At 62.5% G+C, this 16,941-nt stretch carries 16 protein-coding genes; 13 read left to right on the top strand and 3 right to left on the bottom strand.

Annotation, left to right across the window (positions count from 1 at the left end; genetic code table 11):
- Positions 1–10: 10 nt before the first annotated feature.
- The 3 genes from RG2_RS21275 to RG2_RS21265 are packed head-to-tail and all read left to right on the top strand — an operon-like array spanning position 11 to position 1,958.
- The gene (locus RG2_RS21275) at positions 11–508 is read left to right on the top strand and encodes an RNA polymerase sigma factor (RefSeq protein ID WP_033233409.1); all 498 of its coding nucleotides are present in this window, start codon (positions 11–13) and stop codon (positions 506–508) included.
- Positions 505–1,110 (top strand): methylated-DNA--[protein]-cysteine S-methyltransferase, encoded by a 606-nt coding sequence (locus RG2_RS21270; RefSeq protein WP_033233407.1) that lies wholly within the window; start codon positions 505–507, stop codon positions 1,108–1,110. The genes RG2_RS21275 and RG2_RS21270 overlap by 4 nt, the downstream gene beginning before the upstream one ends.
- Entirely contained in the window at positions 1,107–1,958 is an 852-nt protein-coding gene (locus RG2_RS21265; protein WP_051730403.1) for a DNA-3-methyladenine glycosylase family protein, read from the top strand. Before RG2_RS21270 ends, RG2_RS21265 begins: the two co-directional genes overlap by 4 nt.
- On the opposite strand, the gene RG2_RS21260 is transcribed toward RG2_RS21265, so the two are convergent.
- The gene (locus RG2_RS21260; protein WP_033233406.1) at positions 1,959–4,184 is read right to left on the bottom strand and encodes an MMPL family transporter; all 2,226 of its coding nucleotides are present in this window, start codon (positions 4,182–4,184) and stop codon (positions 1,959–1,961) included.
- A gap of 197 nt (positions 4,185–4,381) precedes the next feature.
- Between RG2_RS21260 and RG2_RS21255 the strand changes: the two genes are divergently transcribed.
- Genes RG2_RS21255 through RG2_RS21240 form a run of 4 tightly spaced genes read left to right on the top strand, consistent with a single transcriptional unit; the run spans position 4,382 to position 8,198 of the window.
- A complete protein-coding gene (locus RG2_RS21255) occupies positions 4,382–4,669 on the top strand; it encodes an Rv0250c family protein (RefSeq protein WP_033233405.1) in 288 nt (95 codons plus the stop codon).
- Entirely contained in the window at positions 4,666–5,484 is an 819-nt protein-coding gene (gene sdhC, locus RG2_RS21250; RefSeq protein ID WP_033233404.1) for a succinate dehydrogenase subunit SdhC, read from the top strand. Before RG2_RS21255 ends, sdhC begins: the two co-directional genes overlap by 4 nt.
- A gap of 25 nt (positions 5,485–5,509) precedes the next feature.
- Positions 5,510–7,441: a fumarate reductase/succinate dehydrogenase flavoprotein subunit gene (locus tag RG2_RS21245; protein ID WP_033233403.1), complete on the top strand. Its 1,932-nt coding sequence runs from the start codon at positions 5,510–5,512 to the stop codon at positions 7,439–7,441.
- 1 nt (position 7,442) lies between these two features.
- Positions 7,443–8,198 (top strand): succinate dehydrogenase/fumarate reductase iron-sulfur subunit, encoded by a 756-nt coding sequence (locus RG2_RS21240; RefSeq protein WP_033233402.1) that lies wholly within the window; start codon positions 7,443–7,445, stop codon positions 8,196–8,198.
- A 6-nt stretch (positions 8,199–8,204) separates the two neighbouring features.
- Here the strand turns inward: RG2_RS21240 and RG2_RS21235 are convergent, their stop codons facing one another.
- The gene (locus tag RG2_RS21235) at positions 8,205–8,918 is read right to left on the bottom strand and encodes an IclR family transcriptional regulator (RefSeq protein ID WP_033233401.1); all 714 of its coding nucleotides are present in this window, start codon (positions 8,916–8,918) and stop codon (positions 8,205–8,207) included.
- A 111-nt stretch (positions 8,919–9,029) separates the two neighbouring features.
- Here RG2_RS21235 and RG2_RS21230 point away from each other — a divergent pair, with 111 nt between their 5' ends.
- From RG2_RS21230 to RG2_RS21205, 6 genes are all read left to right on the top strand, one after another.
- Positions 9,030–10,241 carry a 4-hydroxybenzoate 3-monooxygenase gene (locus RG2_RS21230; protein ID WP_033233400.1) on the top strand — a complete coding sequence of 404 codons (1,212 nt, stop codon included), beginning with the start codon at positions 9,030–9,032 and terminating at the stop codon, positions 10,239–10,241.
- 93 nt (positions 10,242–10,334) lie between these two features.
- On the top strand, positions 10,335–11,951 hold the full coding sequence (locus tag RG2_RS21225) for an ABC transporter substrate-binding protein (RefSeq protein WP_051730402.1): 1,617 nt from the start codon (positions 10,335–10,337) through the stop codon (positions 11,949–11,951).
- Positions 11,948–12,985, top strand: a complete 1,038-nt coding sequence (locus RG2_RS21220; RefSeq protein ID WP_080711670.1) for an ABC transporter permease — start codon at positions 11,948–11,950, stop codon at positions 12,983–12,985. The genes RG2_RS21225 and RG2_RS21220 overlap by 4 nt, the downstream gene beginning before the upstream one ends.
- Positions 12,978–13,799 (top strand): ABC transporter permease, encoded by an 822-nt coding sequence (locus RG2_RS21215; RefSeq protein WP_033233399.1) that lies wholly within the window; start codon positions 12,978–12,980, stop codon positions 13,797–13,799. The genes RG2_RS21220 and RG2_RS21215 overlap by 8 nt, the downstream gene beginning before the upstream one ends.
- Complete coding sequence (locus RG2_RS21210) at positions 13,796–14,707, top strand: oligopeptide/dipeptide ABC transporter ATP-binding protein (RefSeq protein ID WP_033233398.1); 912 nt, start codon at positions 13,796–13,798, stop codon at positions 14,705–14,707. Before RG2_RS21215 ends, RG2_RS21210 begins: the two co-directional genes overlap by 4 nt.
- On the top strand, positions 14,704–15,354 hold the full coding sequence (locus tag RG2_RS21205; protein ID WP_033233397.1) for an ABC transporter ATP-binding protein: 651 nt from the start codon (positions 14,704–14,706) through the stop codon (positions 15,352–15,354). The genes RG2_RS21210 and RG2_RS21205 overlap by 4 nt, the downstream gene beginning before the upstream one ends.
- On the opposite strand, the gene RG2_RS21200 is transcribed toward RG2_RS21205, so the two are convergent.
- Positions 15,351–16,901: a bifunctional 3'-5' exonuclease/DNA polymerase gene (locus tag RG2_RS21200; RefSeq protein ID WP_033233396.1), complete on the bottom strand. Its 1,551-nt coding sequence runs from the start codon at positions 16,899–16,901 to the stop codon at positions 15,351–15,353. The two genes, RG2_RS21205 and RG2_RS21200, sit on opposite strands and share 4 nt — an antisense overlap.
- Positions 16,902–16,941: the final 40 nt, after the last annotated feature.

Raw genomic sequence — 16,941 nt, 5'->3', positions numbered from 1 at the left:
TTTACCGATCGTGGCACTGAAACCATTCGAGAACGTCGTCACAGAGCACGGGGCGGTGGTGCTTCGGGTGTGCCGCGCTGTGGTCGGTCCGGTCGACGCGGAGGACGCGTGGTCCGAGACCTTCCTGGCGGCAATGCGTGCCTATCCGGACCTGGATCCCGGCGCGAATGTCGAGGCATGGCTCGTGACCATTGCGCACCGCAAAGCCATCGACATCGTGCGAGTACGAGGGCGCGTCGCGATTCCCACCGACGACCTTCCGGAATTGCCGACGCGTATCGGCCTTCCGGGAACCTGGAATCACGAACTCTGGGATGCACTCGAACGACTGCCGTTCAAGCAGCGAGCGTCGGTGGCGTACCACTTCCTGGGCGGGCTGCCGTACGCGGAGATCGCCGAGATTCTGGGCAGTACTCCGTCCGCCGCGAGGAAGGCCGGCTCCGACGGTATTGCGTCCCTGCGAAAAACATACTTAACCAACACCATTCCGGAAGGGAGCCGATCATGACTACCGAAGCTGATGTGTTCGGCGCACTCCCCGCGTCCGACCCGGAAGCGCTGGCGCGACTGCACTCACGGCTGGCTGATGCCGCTGCGGCGGCGCAGTTGATCGATGTTGCCTATCGGATCGTTGATTCGCCGATCGGGAAATTGCTCCTCGCTGCAACGGACGTCGGATTGGTGCGGGTGGCGTTTGCCGTCGAGGGGCACGACGTCGTGCTTGGACGGCTGGCCGATACTGTCAGTCCTCGTGTCCTGCATCATCCGCGCAGGCTCGACGCCGTTGCCCGGGAGCTGGACGAGTACTTTGCCGGCGCCCGAAGGGAATTCGACCTGGATTTGGATTTCCAGCTGGCAAAGGGATTTCGGCGTGAAGTGCTGCGCCAGCTTCCGGAGATCGAATACGGCCACACCGCAAGCTATTCGACGGTCGCCGCGGCGTCGGGTAGCCCGCGTGCAGTGCGGGCGGTGGGCACGGCGTGTGCGAAGAATCCATTGCCGTTGGTGGTGCCATGTCACAGAGTTGTCCGAAGTGACGGAAGCCTGGGCCAGTACGCGGGCGGCCCGGAGCTCAAGGCCGTACTGCTGGACCTGGAATCGCGGCAATGAACAAGGCTGCGACGCTGACTCTTCCGTTCATGCCGCCGTATGCGACGGAGCCGTTGATCGGCGCGTTGAAGGCCCATGCGGTAGCCGGATTGGAACGTCACGACGACGGGGTTCATGTGCGTGTCGTGCCGTTGCCGACCGGTCCCGTGATCGTGTCGGTGTCATGGCACGACGATTGTGTGTCGGTGAGTGCGGACAGGGACACGGACGCTGCTCAGCTCGAGTCGGTTGTTCGGCGGTGGCTCGATCTCGACGGCGATCATCGTGTGTGGGAGGCGGTGCTGGCGTCGGACAAGACGCTGGCTCCGCTGATCTCGGCCCGGCCAGGGTTACGTGTGCTCGGTAGCGTCGACGGTTTCGAGACTGCGGTGCTGACTGTTCTGGGGCAGCAGGTTTCGCTGGGGGCGGCGCGAACATTTGGTGGACGGTTTGTCGGAGCGTTCGGACTACCCGTGAATCACGAGTTCTCGGCCTTCCCATCGGCGGAGTCTGTAGCGGCCAGTTCCCCGGAGGCGATACAGAAAGCTGTCGGATTGACCAGTGCGCGTGCACGAACGGTGCACGCCTTGGCGATTGCCGCTGCCGGGTATCTTGATCTCGGCTGGGATGCCGACCCAGTGCGATTTCGTGCTGATCTTCTAGCTCTGCCAGGAATCGGGCCGTGGACTGCCGACTATCTCACCGTGAGGATCCTCGGAGATCGGGACGCGTTTGTGCCGGATGATCTGGTTCTCAAACGCGCGTTGGGTGTGTCGTCCGGCAAGGAAGCTGCGGCATTGTCGGAGCAATGGCGACCGTGGCGCGCTTACGCGTTGTTTCATCTGTGGACGAAAGAAGCTTTTCTCTAGTCAGTCTTTCGAGGTCGCCAGGCTAGATGGCCACCAGATTTTCTTGCCGATGTCATGGGACAGAGCGGGAACCAGGACGCTGCGCACGATGATCGTGTCCAACAGCACGCCGAACGCAACGGCAAAACCGATCTCGGCCAAGAAGACCAGTGGAAGAATTCCCAGGACGGCAAACGTTGCCGCCAACACGATCCCGGCCGAGGTGATGACGCCGCCTGTGACGGCAAGTCCGCGCAATACACCTGCGCGAGTGCCGAATTCACCCGTTTCCTCGCGAACACGGGTCATCAGGAAGATGTTGTAGTCGATGCCCAGCGCTACGAGGAAGACAAACGCGTAGAGCGGGAACGACTGGTCTGCGCCTGCAAAACCGAAGACGTGAGTGAAGAAGAAGCCGCTGACGCCCAAGGTGGCCGCAAACGAAAGGACCACCGTTGCAATCAGAATTACGGGAATGACCAGCGCGCGAAGCAGTAGCGCAAGAACAACGAAGATAACCGCAAGCACGATGGGGATGATGAGATTGCGGTCGCGCACAGACGCTGCTTGAACGTCGAGTGTGGTTGCGGTGCTGCCGCCCACAAGAGCGTCGGCGCCTGGAACTGCGTGTACAGCGGTCCGGAGACGCTTGATCGTCTCGAGTGCTTGTGGCGAGTCGTATGAATCGACAAGCATCGCGTTGATCATGGTGCGACCGTTGATCGGCGGGGCAGTGAAGCCTGGTGGGGCACAGCCGGCGGCCGCTGCCTGGGCGACGGCCGCTGGATTGGTCTTGATCAATTCGCTGACCTTCGCCACGTCGACTTGCGTGCATACGGACCCGGCGTCCTGGGATATACCCTCGACAGCGCTTGCCGCCTTGATGACCGCATCGGACTGATCCGCGTTCGCAGTGATGACGGCCGGGGCACCGGCTCCCGGGTCGAACGCGGAATCGTAGAGTTCTTGCCCGACAACGGCGTCCGGAGTGTTGGTGAAGTTCTGGGCCGCGGTCAGCCCATCGGTTTTCAGGCTTCCGATTCCGGCCGCGAACAACACGATGAGCAGGATCGACGCGCCGATCCACAACGAGCGATCCTTATTGCCGACAGTTGTCGCGATCTTGCCCCACATGCCGTGCGTCGCAAGATCTGCGGCGTGATCGACGCGTGGAGTTCGGGGCCAGAACACCCAGCGGCCGACCACCGCCAGTGCAACCGGCATGAACGTCATCATCACCAGATACGTGCAGGCAATCCCGATCGCGGCCACCGGGCCGAGGCTCTTGTTGGAGTTCAACTGCGAGAAGGTCAGGCAGAGCAGTCCGAGAACGACAGTGACAGCCGATGCTGTGATCGCGGGCGCTGATTCACGCCACGCCCGGATCATCGCGTCGAATCGATTGGGGTAGCTGTGAAGTTCTTCGCGGTAACGCGAAATGAGCAGCAGCGCATAGTCGGTGCCCGCACCGATCACGAGTACGAACAAGATTCCTTGAGATTGACCGGTCAAGGTCAGGATCTCGGCCTTCGCGAGGAAGTAGATCACCATCGACGACAAGCCGATTGCCAGGAGCGCCGAGAACAGCGGGAAGAACCACAGCACCGGCGATCTGTAGACCACTAGAAGAATCAGGATGACAACGAGTAAGGCGGCGCCGAGGAGCGCACTGTCCAAGCCGGCAAAAGCGTCGATGAAGGCCACCAGGAGCCCGCCAGGACCGGCCGGTAGTACTTCCATGTCGCCGGCAGCCTGCTCGGCCGCGTCGAGGACTTTCTGTTCGGTTGCCGCCAGGTCCTCACCGGACACCGCGGCGCCGTCGTCCTTGGCGATCAGCGGAACGAAAATGGATGCAATGGTGCCGTCGGCGGAGAATTGAGTTGGCTGCATCCCGTCGGCATCGACGCCGGGTACTCGGGAAATGGCTTGACGTGCAGATTCGACAGCAGCTTTGTCCGCATCGGTCAGCGCGGAATCCCGATGGAATACGACAAACCCAGGAATGGTCTCCACCGGAAGGAATTTCGCGGATTCATTTGCGACGACGGTGGACTCCGCAGAACTCGGAAGATACGACGAGTTGTCGTTCTTCTGAACCTCTGCGAGTTTGCTCTGGAACGAACCGCCGAAACCGCCCGCGACAAAGGCGAAGATCGCCAATGCGATCACCGTGAAGATAGGCAGGCGAAAGGCTCTGATCGCTCTGCCGTCGTTCTTTTCCGCGTCAGTGGAATCCAGTTTGGTCATCGTTCTCCTGGGGGCACATGAGGCCGTCACCGATAAAACAACATTTTCAGTAGAACACGCGAGCAAGCCGGGTGGAACTACCGCAATTGGGGTACCCGCTGATGCGAGGAACACAACTTTCACGCGCAGGAGGTACAGCGACCCGGTTGTCGAAGCCGATATGAGTCACCACTTCTACCGATCGGTTGGAGAGATTTATGTCAACCACCGAAATGCTCGAACTCGAGCGCACCATCGACCATCTCCGTCACTGTGTCGGTTCGCTGCGGTCCTTGTACGGCGACGTGCCGCAGGTCCGCCGGTTGGTCAATGATCTGGAGCGGCTCGAGATCGACTCCGGCGATCTTGACGCATCGCCGCCGCACCTGACCCATCACGAACAGGCTGAACGAATCCCCGTGCCCGACACACCGTACGACGCGTCGATGTGGCAGGGCGCCGATGACGAGGGTATCGGCGGCCACCCGACCGAGCACGACGGATGAGTGCACCACCGATCGATTCGAGTGGGGTCGGTGCTTCTTCGCGTGCTCGCATTGCGGCACGCACGCTGAGAACGGACCGGTGGTGGCGAGCGCCGCTACTGACCGTACTGGGATTGTCCGTCTTCCTGGTCTACGCGACGATCCGGTCGTTCGTCCGCAGCGCGTACTGGGTCGCGGACTATCACTACCTGACACCGTTTTACTCTCCGTGCCTGAGCGACTCGTGTGCGCCGGGTTCCAGCGATTTCGGCACACCGATCGGTGAATTGCCGATGTGGATTCCGCTCGGGTTCCTGGTGCTGCCGTTCCTTCTGGGATTCCGGCTGACCTGCTACTACTATCGCAAGGCCTATTACCGGTCTGTGTGGCTGTCGCCGCCTGCCTGTGCGGTCGCAGAACCACATCGCGCGTACTCGGGTGAAACACGACTTCCGCTGATCATCCAGAACTCGCATCGGTACTTCTTCTATGTCGCGGTTGTTGTGTCGATCATCAATACCTACGACGCGATTCGGGCTTTCCACGGAGCAGACGGTGGCTTCGGGATGGGTCTCGGCACGCTGATCCTCGTCGGCAACGTGTGCTTGTTGTGGGCCTACACGGTGTCGTGCCATTCGTGTCGTCACGTCACGGGTGGACGGCTCACCCATTTTTCGAAACATCCGATCCGCTACTGGTTGTGGACGCAGGTGAGCAAACTCAACACGCGGCACATGCAGCTGGCGTGGACCACGCTCGGCACGCTCATGATCACCGATTTCTACATCATGCTCGTGGCCAGCGGCACGATCGACGACCTACGTCTGATCAATTGACCACCCAATTCTTCAGGGAGAGTGAATGACCGAAGTCGAACGGCACACCTACGACGTCGTGGTGATCGGAGCCGGCGGAGCCGGACTACGCGCGGTGATCGAGGCCAGAGAGCAAGGACTCTCTGTTGCCGTGGTCTGTAAGTCGCTGTTCGGCAAGGCTCACACCGTCATGGCGGAGGGTGGGTGCGCTGCCGCGATGGGCAATGCCAACGAGAAGGACACCTGGCAGACGCATTTCCAGGACACGATGCGCGGTGGCAAATTCCTCAACAACTGGCGAATGGCAGAACTGCATGCGCGTGAGGCGCCGGATCGGGTATGGGAACTCGAAACCTATGGCGCACTGTTCGATCGGACGCCGGACGGGCGAATCAGTCAACGCAACTTCGGTGGTCACACGTATCCGCGGCTCGCTCACGTCGGTGACCGCACCGGACTCGAGATCATTCGGACGATGCAGCAGAAGATTGTCTCGCTTCAGCAGGAAGACTTCGCGGCCACCGGAGACTACGAGGCGCGCGTCAAGATCTTTGCGGAATGCACCATCTCGGAACTGACGAAGGACGGCGACCGTATTTCCGGTGCCTTCGGATACTGGCGTGAGAGTGGACGGTGCGTGCTGTTCGAAGCACCGGCCGTGGTGATGGCTACCGGCGGAATTGGCAAGTCGTTCAAGGTCACATCCAATTCGTGGGAGTACACCGGGGACGGACACGCGCTGGCACTTCGCGCGGGCGCCAACTTGATCAACATGGAGTTCGTTCAGTTTCACCCGACAGGCATGGTGTGGCCGCCGAGCGTCAAAGGCATTCTCGTGACGGAGGGCGTACGCGGTGACGGAGGGGTGCTCAAGAACTGCGACGGCGACCGCTTCATGTTTTCCTACATCCCGCCGGTGTTCAAGGGCCAGTACGCCGAGACGGCAGAAGAAGCCGATCGGTGGTACGAGGATCAGGAGAACAACAGACGCACCCCCGATCTGCTACCCCGCGACGAGGTGGCTCGCGCCATCAACACCGAGGTGAAGGAGGGACGCGAAACCCCGCATGGCGGTGTGTACCTCGACATCGCGTCCCGGATGCCGGCCGAGGAAATCAAGCGCCGGTTGCCGTCGATGTATCACCAGTTCAAGGAACTCGCGGACGTCGACATCACAAAAGAGCAAATGGAAGTTGGTCCGACCTGCCACTACGTGATGGGCGGGATCGAGGTCGACCCAGACTCCGGTTCGTCGAACGTACCGGGGTTGTTCGCGGCGGGGGAGTGCTCCGGCGGAATGCACGGGTCCAACCGGCTGGGCGGAAATTCGCTGTCGGATCTGCTCGTGTTCGGTAGACGCGCCGGCCTCGGCGCCGCGACTTATGTGAAGTCGCTGCCTGCTCGGCCCGTCGTGGCGGACGGCGACGTGGATGCCGCGTCACGGATGTTGCTCTCGCCGTTCGAACCTCAGGGTGACGCCGGTGCCCTCGAGAACCCGTACACCCTGCACACCGAACTGCAGCAGACGATGAACGACTTGGTCGGCATCATCCGCACCGCTGAGGAAGTCGACCGCGCGCTGCGCACGCTCGACGACATCAAACGACGGATCGATTCGGTTGTGGTGGAGGGGCATCGGCAGTTCAATCCGGGATGGCATCTGGCTGTGGATCTGCGAAACATGGTGCTGGTCAGCGAATGTGTCGCGAAAGCCGCGCTGCTGCGCACCGAGAGCCGGGGCGGACATACTCGCGGCGATCACCCGGCGATGGCTGCGCAGTGGCGCAACACCCTGCTGGTGTGCGCTGTGGATGCAGCGGTCGCCGGGCGAGCGGATGTCGTTGTTCCCGACGTGCAGGTCACCTCCGAGCCGCAATCGCCGATGCGACCGGACCTTTTGGCGCTCTTCGACATCGACGAGTTGGCGAAGTACTACACGGACGCCGAACTTGCCGGCCATCCGGGAAGGAAAACCTGACATGGGCTACGACGCGAGTTTCCGGGTGTGGCGCGGCGATGCCGATGGTGGTGAGCTGCGGGACTATTCGGTTCCGGTGAACGAGGGGGAGGTGGTGCTCGACATCATTCACCGGTTGCAGGCCACGCAGACTCCGGATCTCGCGGTGCGGTGGAACTGCAAGGCGGGCAAGTGTGGATCGTGCTCAGCGGAGATCAACGGGCGTCCGCGGCTGCTGTGTATGACGCGGATGTCGACTTTTGCGGAGGACGAAGTGGTGACTGTGACTCCGATGCGCGCATTCCCGGTCATCCGTGATCTGGTCACCGATGTCTCGTTCAATTACCGGAAGGCACGCGAGATCCCGTCGTTCACACCGCCGCCCGGCTTGGCTCCCGGTGAGTACCGAATGCAGCAGATCGACGTCGCCCGCTCGCAGGAGTTCCGCAAGTGCATCGAATGCTTCCTGTGTCAGAACACTTGTCACGTCGTGCGCGATCACGAGGACAACAAGGAGGCGTTTTCCGGCCCCCGCTTCTTCATTCGGATCGCCGAACTCGAAATGCACCCTCTCGATACAGCAGACCGTCGGGACGCCGCGCAAGACCAGTCCGGACTCGGTCTGTGCAACATCACCAAATGCTGTACCGAGGTGTGCCCGGAGGACATCAAGATCACCGACAACGCAATCATCCCGATGAAGGAACGAGTCGTGGATCGGCGTTATGATCCGCTGGTCTGGCTGGGCAACAAGATCTTCCGTCGAGGTGAAACCTGATTCGGGTCAGGAAATTCCTCGGGAGATCGCGCGACTGGCCGCCTGCAGTGCCGGGACGAGGGGAGCGCTGCCGGTGTCGAGTGGAACGACAACAGATAATGCCGCGACAACGTCGCGAGAGCGGCGAATGGGCGACGCTATCGCCAGCGTGCCGAGATTGAGGTACTGGCGAGCTATGACGATGTCGGTGCGGCGGATCTCGGCCAGCAGAGAACGAAGCGTAGGTTCCTCGGTGATCGTGAACGGCGTCAGCGCCCGCAATCCGGCCGCGACAACATCGTCGAAGACGCCATGGGGAGCATGAGCCAGAAGCACCAGCCCACCGCTGGACGCGTGCAGCGGCAATCGTCCACCAGCCCGGCCGACAAGACCGACGGCGTCGTGGCTCGACAACCGCTCCAGGTAGACAGCCTCGAGGTGATCGCGGACAACCAGTTGTACGTTCTGCCCGGTGATTTCGTGCAAGTCCTCCATGAACGGCATTGCTACGGAACGTAAACCGTGTGCTCGGGGTGCGCGGGACCCGATCTCCCAGACCCGAAGTCCGATCTGAAATCGGCCGTCGTCGCCACGTTCGAGGGCTCCGAGCCTGGTGAGTTCTCGGCAGATGCGAAAGACCGTCGGCACGGGCAGTTCGGAACCCAGTGCAAGTTCGGTGATTGTCTGGCGGGGGTGCTGCGGAGTGAACAGATCGAGCAGGACCATAGCTCGTTCCAGCATTCCCGGCGGAGTAGCGACTTCTTTCACTCAATGAAAACTACCTTGTTGACGGCCCTCATGTCCCGCGACCATCCAATCAGTGAAAAGTTGTTCTCTACCGAGGAGAGTTCTATGAGTCTGCCGCCCATTCGCACCCAGGTCGGTATCGTCGGGGCCGGTCCGGCGGGTCTGATGCTCTCCCATCTTCTTCATCTTCAGGGGATCGATTCCGTTGTCCTGGAATGCCGTACCCGCGAAGACGTCGAAGGAACGATCCGGGCGGGAATTCTCGAGCAGAACACCGTGGATTTGATGATCGCAACCGGCGTGGGTGATCGGTTACTCGCGGAAGGTCATCGCCACACCGGTACCCAGATCAGGTTCGCCGGTGAGGGGCGTCGCGTCGACTTCGAAGGGCTCACGGGTCGGGCTGTCACTGTGTACCCGCAGCATGAGGTGCTCATCGATCTGATTGCGCGCAGGCTGGCAGACGGCGGCGACATCCGCTTCGGCGTCAGTGACGTCGAGGTCCACGAGCACACTGGCGATCGCCCGTTCATCACGTTTGTCGACTCCGACGGTCAGGCGCAGCGGCTGGACTCCGAACTTGTTGCGGGATGCGATGGTTCGCGAACCGGGACGCGCCACCTCATTCCGGAGCCCGAGGTACGCACCGACTACTTCCGTCAGTACCCGTTCGTCTGGTTCGGCATTCTTGCCGAGGCCCCCCGAACGTCGGACGAACTCATCTACGCCCACAGCCCGCGGGGATTTTCACTCTGCAGCACACGATCCGAGACTGTGCAGCGGCACTACCTACAGGTTTCGGTCGACGACACTGTCGACGACTGGTCGGACGATCGAATCTGGGACGAGTTGCACCGACGCGTGGACGGACCTGGCGTCGAGGTCAAGGAGGGTGCCATCTTCTCGAAGAGCATCCTGCCGTTCCGTAGCTTTGTGTGTGAACCCATGCAATCCGGCCGCTTGTTCCTGGCCGGTGACGCCGCGCACACTGTCCCACCGACCGGCGCCAAGGGCATGAACCTCGCGCTGGCCGACGTGTGGGTTCTGGCCGACGCCATGGTCGGTTTCTTTACCGCTGGGGATCGACGAGCCCTCGACAGTTACTCCGCGGCTGTGTTGCCGAGGGTGTGGCGTGCTCAGCATTTCTCGTGGTGGATGTCGACGATGCTGCATACAGCACCCGACGCGTCGCCGTTCGACATCAAACGGCAGGAAGCTGAACTCGACGTCGTGACCAGCTCCCAAGCAGGGCTGACCTTGATTGCCGAGAACTACACCGGCCTGCCGCTGCCGCAACTGGTTCACACAGTGTCCTGACGCGCTGCCGTCTGGCAAAACGTCCGCATTGCCCATTTTTTATCTGAATATCTGTACAGATGTTATTTTTATTCAGAAGAAAAGGGGCAAACAGTGGGTCTCATCCGTTCCGGAGTTCCGACGTTCGCGATCGCTGCCGTCGTCGGCACCCTGCTCGTCACGTCGTGCAGCACCCCGTCGGGCACGTCGACCGCAAGCGACGGTCTGGTCCTCGCCGACGGCTACGAACTGGGCGGATACAACCCCGTCGCCGGCTTCGGTGCGGCCGGCGAAGCCAAGATGTACGACGGTCTGGTGAGCCTGCGCGGCGGTGAGGGAATGCCTGGTTTCGAACCGGCTCTTGCCACGTCGATCCCCACCGCCAACGCCGACGCCACCCTCTGGACCGTGACTCTCCGCGGCGGCGTCACCTTCTCCGACGGCTCCACTTTTGACGCCGCCGACGTGGTTGCCACGTACAAGGCGATCCTCGATCCGGCATCAGCGTCCGAGGCGAAGTCGTCGTTCGACATGATCAGCGATGTCGTAGCGCTGGACCAGAACACCGTGGAGTTCCGTCTCGCGTACTCCTACGCACCGCTACTCACCAAGATGCTGATCGGCATTGTGCCGTCGGAGTCCGTGGCGACACCGGCCCTGGCGGCCGAGTCGACGCTCAACACCGAACCGATCGGCACCGGGCCGTACACCCTTGTCGATCTTTCACCCGACCGCGCGGTGTTTGCTGCCAACGAGAACTACTGGGACGGCGCACCGGAAATCAAGAAGCTCACGCTGCTCTATGTTCCGGACGACAACACCCGGGCGCAGCGGATGGCCTCGGGCGAGATCGACGGCACCAATCTCCCGCCGCTGCTTGCCAATACGTTCGAATCGCGGGACGGCATGTCGGTGACGGCCCATCAGTCCGCGGATTGGCGTGGTGTTTCGCTGCCCACCGACAACCCGGTAGCCGGTGACCCGGCGATGCGCATGGCACTGAATCTTGCCGCCAACCGGCAGTCCATGATCGACAACGTTCTCGGTGGGCACGGCCGCGTCGCCGCCACGCCGATTCCCGAGGTCTACGGTGCCTCGTACAACCCGGACGCAACGTTTGCGTACGACCCGGCCAAGGCTGAGCAGATCCTCACCGATGCCGGTTGGATCGAAGGCAGTGACGGGATTCGTTCGAAAGACGGTCGACGTGCGCAGTTCACGATCATGTACAACTCTGTGGACACGGTCCGTCGAGACTTGGCCCAGGCCTTTGCATCCGACGCGCTTGGAATCGGCGTCGAAGTTGATCTCGAAGCACTGTCGTGGGATCGCATCGATCCGCGAATCAATCGGGACTCCACACTGCTCGGCGGCGGCGACGAACCGTTCGATCCCGATACCCAGGCCTACGACGCACTCAATTCTGCGTCCATCGCTCCCGGTGTGGGCAGCATCTACGACAATCCCAGTGACTACTCGAATCAGGTTGTCGACGCTGGACTCGATATCGGTCGCCGAAGCCTCGACCAAGCGACCCGCGACGCCGCCTACCGAGATGTGCAGCAGGCCTACGTCGATGATCCCGGTTATGTGTATCTGGTATTCCTCGATCACACGTACGTGTCGAAAGATTCCGATTGGACGATGTCCGGTCCGGTGCTGGAACCGCACGCGCACGGAGTGACCTGGGGTCCGTGGTGGTCCTTGCAGACGTGGACGCAAGAACAATGACGGCAATCGACGTACGAACCGGCGCCGCAACGTCGGACCGGCCGCGATCGCACAACGCTCGCCGACGCTCCATCCTCGTGATGGTCGGGCGCCGGATGCTGTTCATCGTCCCGGTGATCATCGTCGTGTCCGCCGGTTTGTTTGCCGCCGCGGCAATCTCGCCGTTCGATCCGCTTGTCGGCTATCTGGGCACGCGGTACATGACAACCAGCGACGCGGACAAGGCCCTGATCGCCGCGCAGATGGGTTTCGACAACCCCTGGTACAGCACGTACTGGACGTGGCTGCATGCAGTGGTGACCGGCGATCTGGGCGTCTCTCGATCCTTCAATCAGTCAGTCGCCCAAGTCATCTCCGAACGACTGCCGTGGACGCTACTCCTGGTCGGCGTCAGTCTGGTGATTGCGATTCTCGCGTCGCTGGTGCTGGGAGTGCTCGCCGGAATCCGCAAGGGTGGGCTCCTGGACAGAACCGTGTCCGGGCTGTGCGTCGTCGTTCAAGGACTTCCGCCGTTTGTTCTCTCGCTCGGAGCTATCGCGCTCTTCGCGCTGACTCTCGGTTGGTTGCCAGTGGCCGGGTTGACCGACGGTGGTGCCGATCCCACACCGGCGCAGGTCATTCGGCACCTCATTCTCCCGGTCGCCGTCCTTGCGATCTCCCAAATGCCGTGGCTACTCCTCGCAGTGCGCGAATCCGTCGTCGGATCTACTGGTGAAGGATTTGTCGCCGGGGCGGTGGCGCGCGGAATACCGACTTCCACCATCACACAACGTCATATCGTGCCGACCTCGCTTGCGCCGTTCGTCAACATCATCGGAGTCCGATTGCCCGAACTTGTCGTCGGTGCGGTACTGGTGGAAGAAGTGTTCAGTTGGCCGGGAATTGCCGGTGCCATCGTCTCCTCCGCTCGGGACCTCGACATGGCGTTGCTCGCGTTCCTCACGGTCGGAACAACTCTGACGGTCATGCTCGGCTCGCTTCTCGCTGATGTGGTTGTTGCCCTCCTCGACCCGAGGGTGAGCACAGATGGCTAAACGCCGCTTCGCAATCGCCGTCGGTGTCCTGATCCTCGTCGCGCTCTACGCCGGCTTGGTTCCGTGGATCGCCGACGTCGACGACCGTGTCACCGACTTCGCGCAGGCCCGGATGGCTCCGTCGCTCACGCATCCCTTCGGCACCGACTCTGCGGGGCGAGACCTGTTTGTTCGAGTCGCTGCCGGTATCCGGACGTCGTTGCTGATCGCTCTCGCCTGCGCACTGTTGTCCACGGTGATCGGGGTGGCGGTAGGCACCACTGCCGGACTCCTCGGCGGCTGGGTGGACCGAGTTGTCATGCGCGGCACCGACGCGGTGAACGCCCTCCCGCACTTGCTGCTCGGCATCGTCATCGTCGCGATGTTCCGTGGCAGTATCCTCGCCATCGTTCTCTCGATCGCACTCACACACTGGACCCAGGTAGCTCGCATCATCCGCGGCGAGATCCTGAATTTGCGTGACCGCCCGTACATCGACGCAGCCGTCCTCGCCGGAGCCAGCCGGAGACATGTGATCACTCGCCACCTGGTTCCGGCTGCTGCGCCGCAGGCCTTGATCGCGGTGGTCCTCCTGCTGCCGCACGCCGTGTGGCACGAGTCGACGCTCTCGTTCCTCGGATTCGGACTTCCGCCCCACAAGCCCAGTCTGGGAACACTTCTGGAAGAGGCTCGCAGTTCTCTGCTGCTCGGTGGTTGGTGGACGTTGGTGTTTCCCGCAGCCGTTCTGGTGATCACTACCGTTGCGGTGGCGGTGGCCGGTTCGGCATTGCGTTCGAAGCTCGCGCCGCCTCGGCCATCGGAGCTTCGACTGTGAATGCCGGCCTTCGAATCGATGCGCTCACCGTCCGGATTCCGCTGCCCGGCGGCTCGGTTGTTCACGCTGCCAGCAACATCGACCTTGCTGTGCCGCCTGGGACTGTCACAGCGCTGGTCGGAGAATCCGGCTGTGGCAAGTCCATCATCGCAACATCGGTGATGAACATGCTGCCGCCTGGCACTCAGCGCACCGGTACCATCACCGTCGACGACATCGACGTGTTTTCCGGAACACCCTTCCGTGGTGGTCATGCCGCACTCGTGCCACAATCTGCCGCAACATATCTCACGCCGGTGCGGACGGCACGCTCGCAACTGCAGGAGACGATCGACGCACTCGGCACCGCCCACACCTGCGACGGCTTGGCGCAGCGAGTGGGTCTCGAACCTTCCGCCCTCGACTGCTACCCGCACGAACTGTCGGGTGGCATGGCGCAGCGGGTTGCCATTGCCGGCGCGTTGGCCGGGGACCCGTCGGTGGTCGTGGCCGACGAGCCGACCGCCAACCTGGACCGCGCGCTCACCGATCATGTTCTCGGCCTGCTGCGCGAGTGCGCCGATGCGGGTGCCGCGGTTCTGCTGATCACTCACGATCTGGCGTCGTTGACCCGAGTTGCGATCGCAGACAGGTTGGCCGTCATGTACGCCTCGCGCATCATGGAGATTGGCCCGGCTGCGCAGGTTCTGCAGGAGCCGCTTCACGATTACACCCGAGACCTGCTCGGAGCCTTGCCGTCTCGCGGGCTCAATCCCATCCCCGGATCACCCCCTCAATTGACGAATCTTCCGGACGAGTGCGTCTACTACCTGCGCCGACCGGAGTCCACGCAATCCGGTGGGCCGACCGAACTGGTCACGTTCGGAGAGCGCACGTACCGAACCCGCCGGGAGGTGAGTGCACGATGAGTTTGCGCGCCCTGGATGTCACCGGTGGCTACGAGCGTGGGCGTCCCGTCCTCGAGAATGTCTCCCTCGAGATCCCGGCCGGCCATCTGATCGGGTTGACCGGGCCGTCCGGAACCGGAAAATCGACGCTGGCAAGGATTCTCGCGTCGCTGGACGCGCCGTGGTCCGGCGAAGTGCAGATCGACGGTTCTCGCGTTGCAGGAACCAAGTTCGGTGTTCCCGCTGAGTTCAGAGGGGCGGTGTCCATGCTCTTCCAATCGCCACGCGCCGCAACTGATCCCCGGCAGACGCTGGCACGGATCATCGGGCAGCCCGCCGACATCGCGCGCCGCGATATCGACATCGAAGCACTGGCCTCGGAAGTCGGACTCACACCCGACTTGCTGGCGCGTCGCCCGCATCAGGTCAGTGACGGCCAGCTTCAACGCGCGGCGCTCGCGAGATCATTGGCGCAGCAACCCCATTACCTCATCTGCGACGAAGCCACCGCGATGCTCGACGCCGCGACCACCGCCACCATCGTTCGGTTGATCGAGCGACGGGCAACGGATCACGGTATCGGGGTGCTGCTCATCAGCCACGATCGTGATCTGCTCGACGCGTGCTGCACACGCGTTCACGAACTCGACGACATCCGAGCGGGCTAGACGCTGCTCTTTCCGTAGCTTTCGCGGACCCCGACGTCCATGGGGAATCGAACAACCGTGTCGCCGAACAGCAGTCGAGTTGCCGATGCTGCCGCAGCCAGTACGTGAGCTGTGCCGGACTCGGGGTTTCGCGTGTGCACCACAACCTCGTCGTGCTGGAAGAACACCAATTCGCCGTCCGGGTCCTCGGCGAGGCGTCGTCGCAGGTCGGCGAGGAGACACAGAGCCCATTCCGAGGCCGTTGCCTGCACCACGAAGTTGCGGGTGAAACGTCCGCGCGCGTGAGCGTCGCCGTGTGAATAGAAATCGGGAGACGGTGGGGGACACGCTCGGCCGAGCAGAGAGTGCACTACCTCGCCGCGCTCGCCGGCTTTGGCAGCCTGCTCGACGTACTCGACCGCTACGGGGAAACGCGTGCGCAGCAACGTGAGTAGCGCTTTGGCTTCACCGGCGGTGGCACCGTAGAGCACTCCGAGGATGGCAACTTTGGCTTTGGCGCGGTCGCCGCCAAATGCCTCGGCGCCAACGAGGGCGTACAGATCGTCATCACCGGCTGCCGCCATCATGCGGCGGTCGCGTGACATGGCAGCCAGAATCCGGGGCTCGAGTTGACCGGCGTCGGCCACCACGAATACGTGTCCGGGATCGGCAACAACGCTCGAGCGCATGGTCTTCGGAATCTGAAGGGCGCCGCCGCCTCGGCTTGCCCACCGGCCCGAGACAACACCACCGGGAACGTAGATGGGGCGGAAGCGATCGCCACGCACCCAACTGTCCATCCATTGCCAGCCATTGGTGCTGTACAGCTTGGCGAGTTCACGGTGGCGCAGGAGCAACGGAACCGCCGGGTGATCAACTTCCTGAAGAAACCACTTGCGCGTCGACGGCAGTTCGATGCCCTGGCGCCCGAATGCCTCGGTGATCTCGACGGACGACGCGGGGTTCACCGTCCGCCCGAAGGCGTCGCTGATCTGGGTGGCAAGTTCCTGCATGCGAACGGGGAGGTCGTACCCCGTTGGCCGGGGGCCAAGTCTCTCTTCGAGGAGTTCGCGGTGCTTCCGCGTCGAGAACGGCAACCCGGTGTGTGTCATTTCAGCAGCACTGAGCGCGCCGGCTGATTCTGCGGCAATCAGCAGATCCAGGCGCGCGTCGGCGCCGATGACAGTGCGTTGCTCCGCGAACTCCGCAACAACACCATCAGGATCGAGGACGGGAGCGGTGTCGAACAAGCCGAGACGGTCGTCGTCGGACTCCTCGGCCGGTGGTGACGGCTGACCCGCGCGCATGCTCAGGATCGCGCGGGTCAGCGAAATATCGTGGCAGCGCTGTACGTGGATGCCGGCGCGCAGCAACATCGGGTAGACCGACGCTGTGCTCGGCCAGACCCACCGTGGGTGCTCGGCACTCTCGATAGCTTGGACCGCGGCAACCAGATCGGGATATTCGACGCGGTCGCCGACGGCAGTCCCGTCGGGGTCGGTGCGAACAACCGTCGCGGTGACTGCTCCCGTGGACGTCGTACTACCGGGAACCAGGACAACTCTCACTGCTCCAGTGTGACGGTTGGGTCCGACAACAACTGGCCCG

The organism is Rhodococcus globerulus NBRC 14531 (assembly GCF_001894805.1).
Taxonomy (GTDB): domain Bacteria; phylum Actinomycetota; class Actinomycetes; order Mycobacteriales; family Mycobacteriaceae; genus Rhodococcus_F; species Rhodococcus_F globerula.
The sequence above is the reverse complement of the archived record's forward strand: the minus strand, read 5'-3'. Positions and strand labels throughout refer to the sequence as shown.

Coding starts and splice junctions, on each gene's coding strand:
- RG2_RS21205 (WP_033233397.1), top strand. CDS start 14,704: ATGAGTTTGCGCGCCCTGGATGTCACCGGTGGCTACGAGCGTGGGCGT.
- RG2_RS21245 (WP_033233403.1), top strand. CDS start 5,510: ATGACCGAAGTCGAACGGCACACCTACGACGTCGTGGTGATCGGAGCC.
- RG2_RS21265 (WP_051730403.1), top strand. CDS start 1,107: ATGAACAAGGCTGCGACGCTGACTCTTCCGTTCATGCCGCCGTATGCG.
- RG2_RS21255 (WP_033233405.1), top strand. CDS start 4,382: ATGTCAACCACCGAAATGCTCGAACTCGAGCGCACCATCGACCATCTC.
- RG2_RS21215 (WP_033233399.1), top strand. CDS start 12,978: ATGGCTAAACGCCGCTTCGCAATCGCCGTCGGTGTCCTGATCCTCGTC.
- RG2_RS21220 (WP_080711670.1), top strand. CDS start 11,948: ATGACGGCAATCGACGTACGAACCGGCGCCGCAACGTCGGACCGGCCG.
- RG2_RS21240 (WP_033233402.1), top strand. CDS start 7,443: ATGGGCTACGACGCGAGTTTCCGGGTGTGGCGCGGCGATGCCGATGGT.
- RG2_RS21230 (WP_033233400.1), top strand. CDS start 9,030: ATGAGTCTGCCGCCCATTCGCACCCAGGTCGGTATCGTCGGGGCCGGT.
- RG2_RS21235 (WP_033233401.1), bottom strand. CDS start 8,918: ATGCTGGAACGAGCTATGGTCCTGCTCGATCTGTTCACTCCGCAGCAC.
- RG2_RS21260 (WP_033233406.1), bottom strand. CDS start 4,184: ATGACCAAACTGGATTCCACTGACGCGGAAAAGAACGACGGCAGAGCG.
- RG2_RS21270 (WP_033233407.1), top strand. CDS start 505: ATGACTACCGAAGCTGATGTGTTCGGCGCACTCCCCGCGTCCGACCCG.
- sdhC (WP_033233404.1), top strand. CDS start 4,666: ATGAGTGCACCACCGATCGATTCGAGTGGGGTCGGTGCTTCTTCGCGT.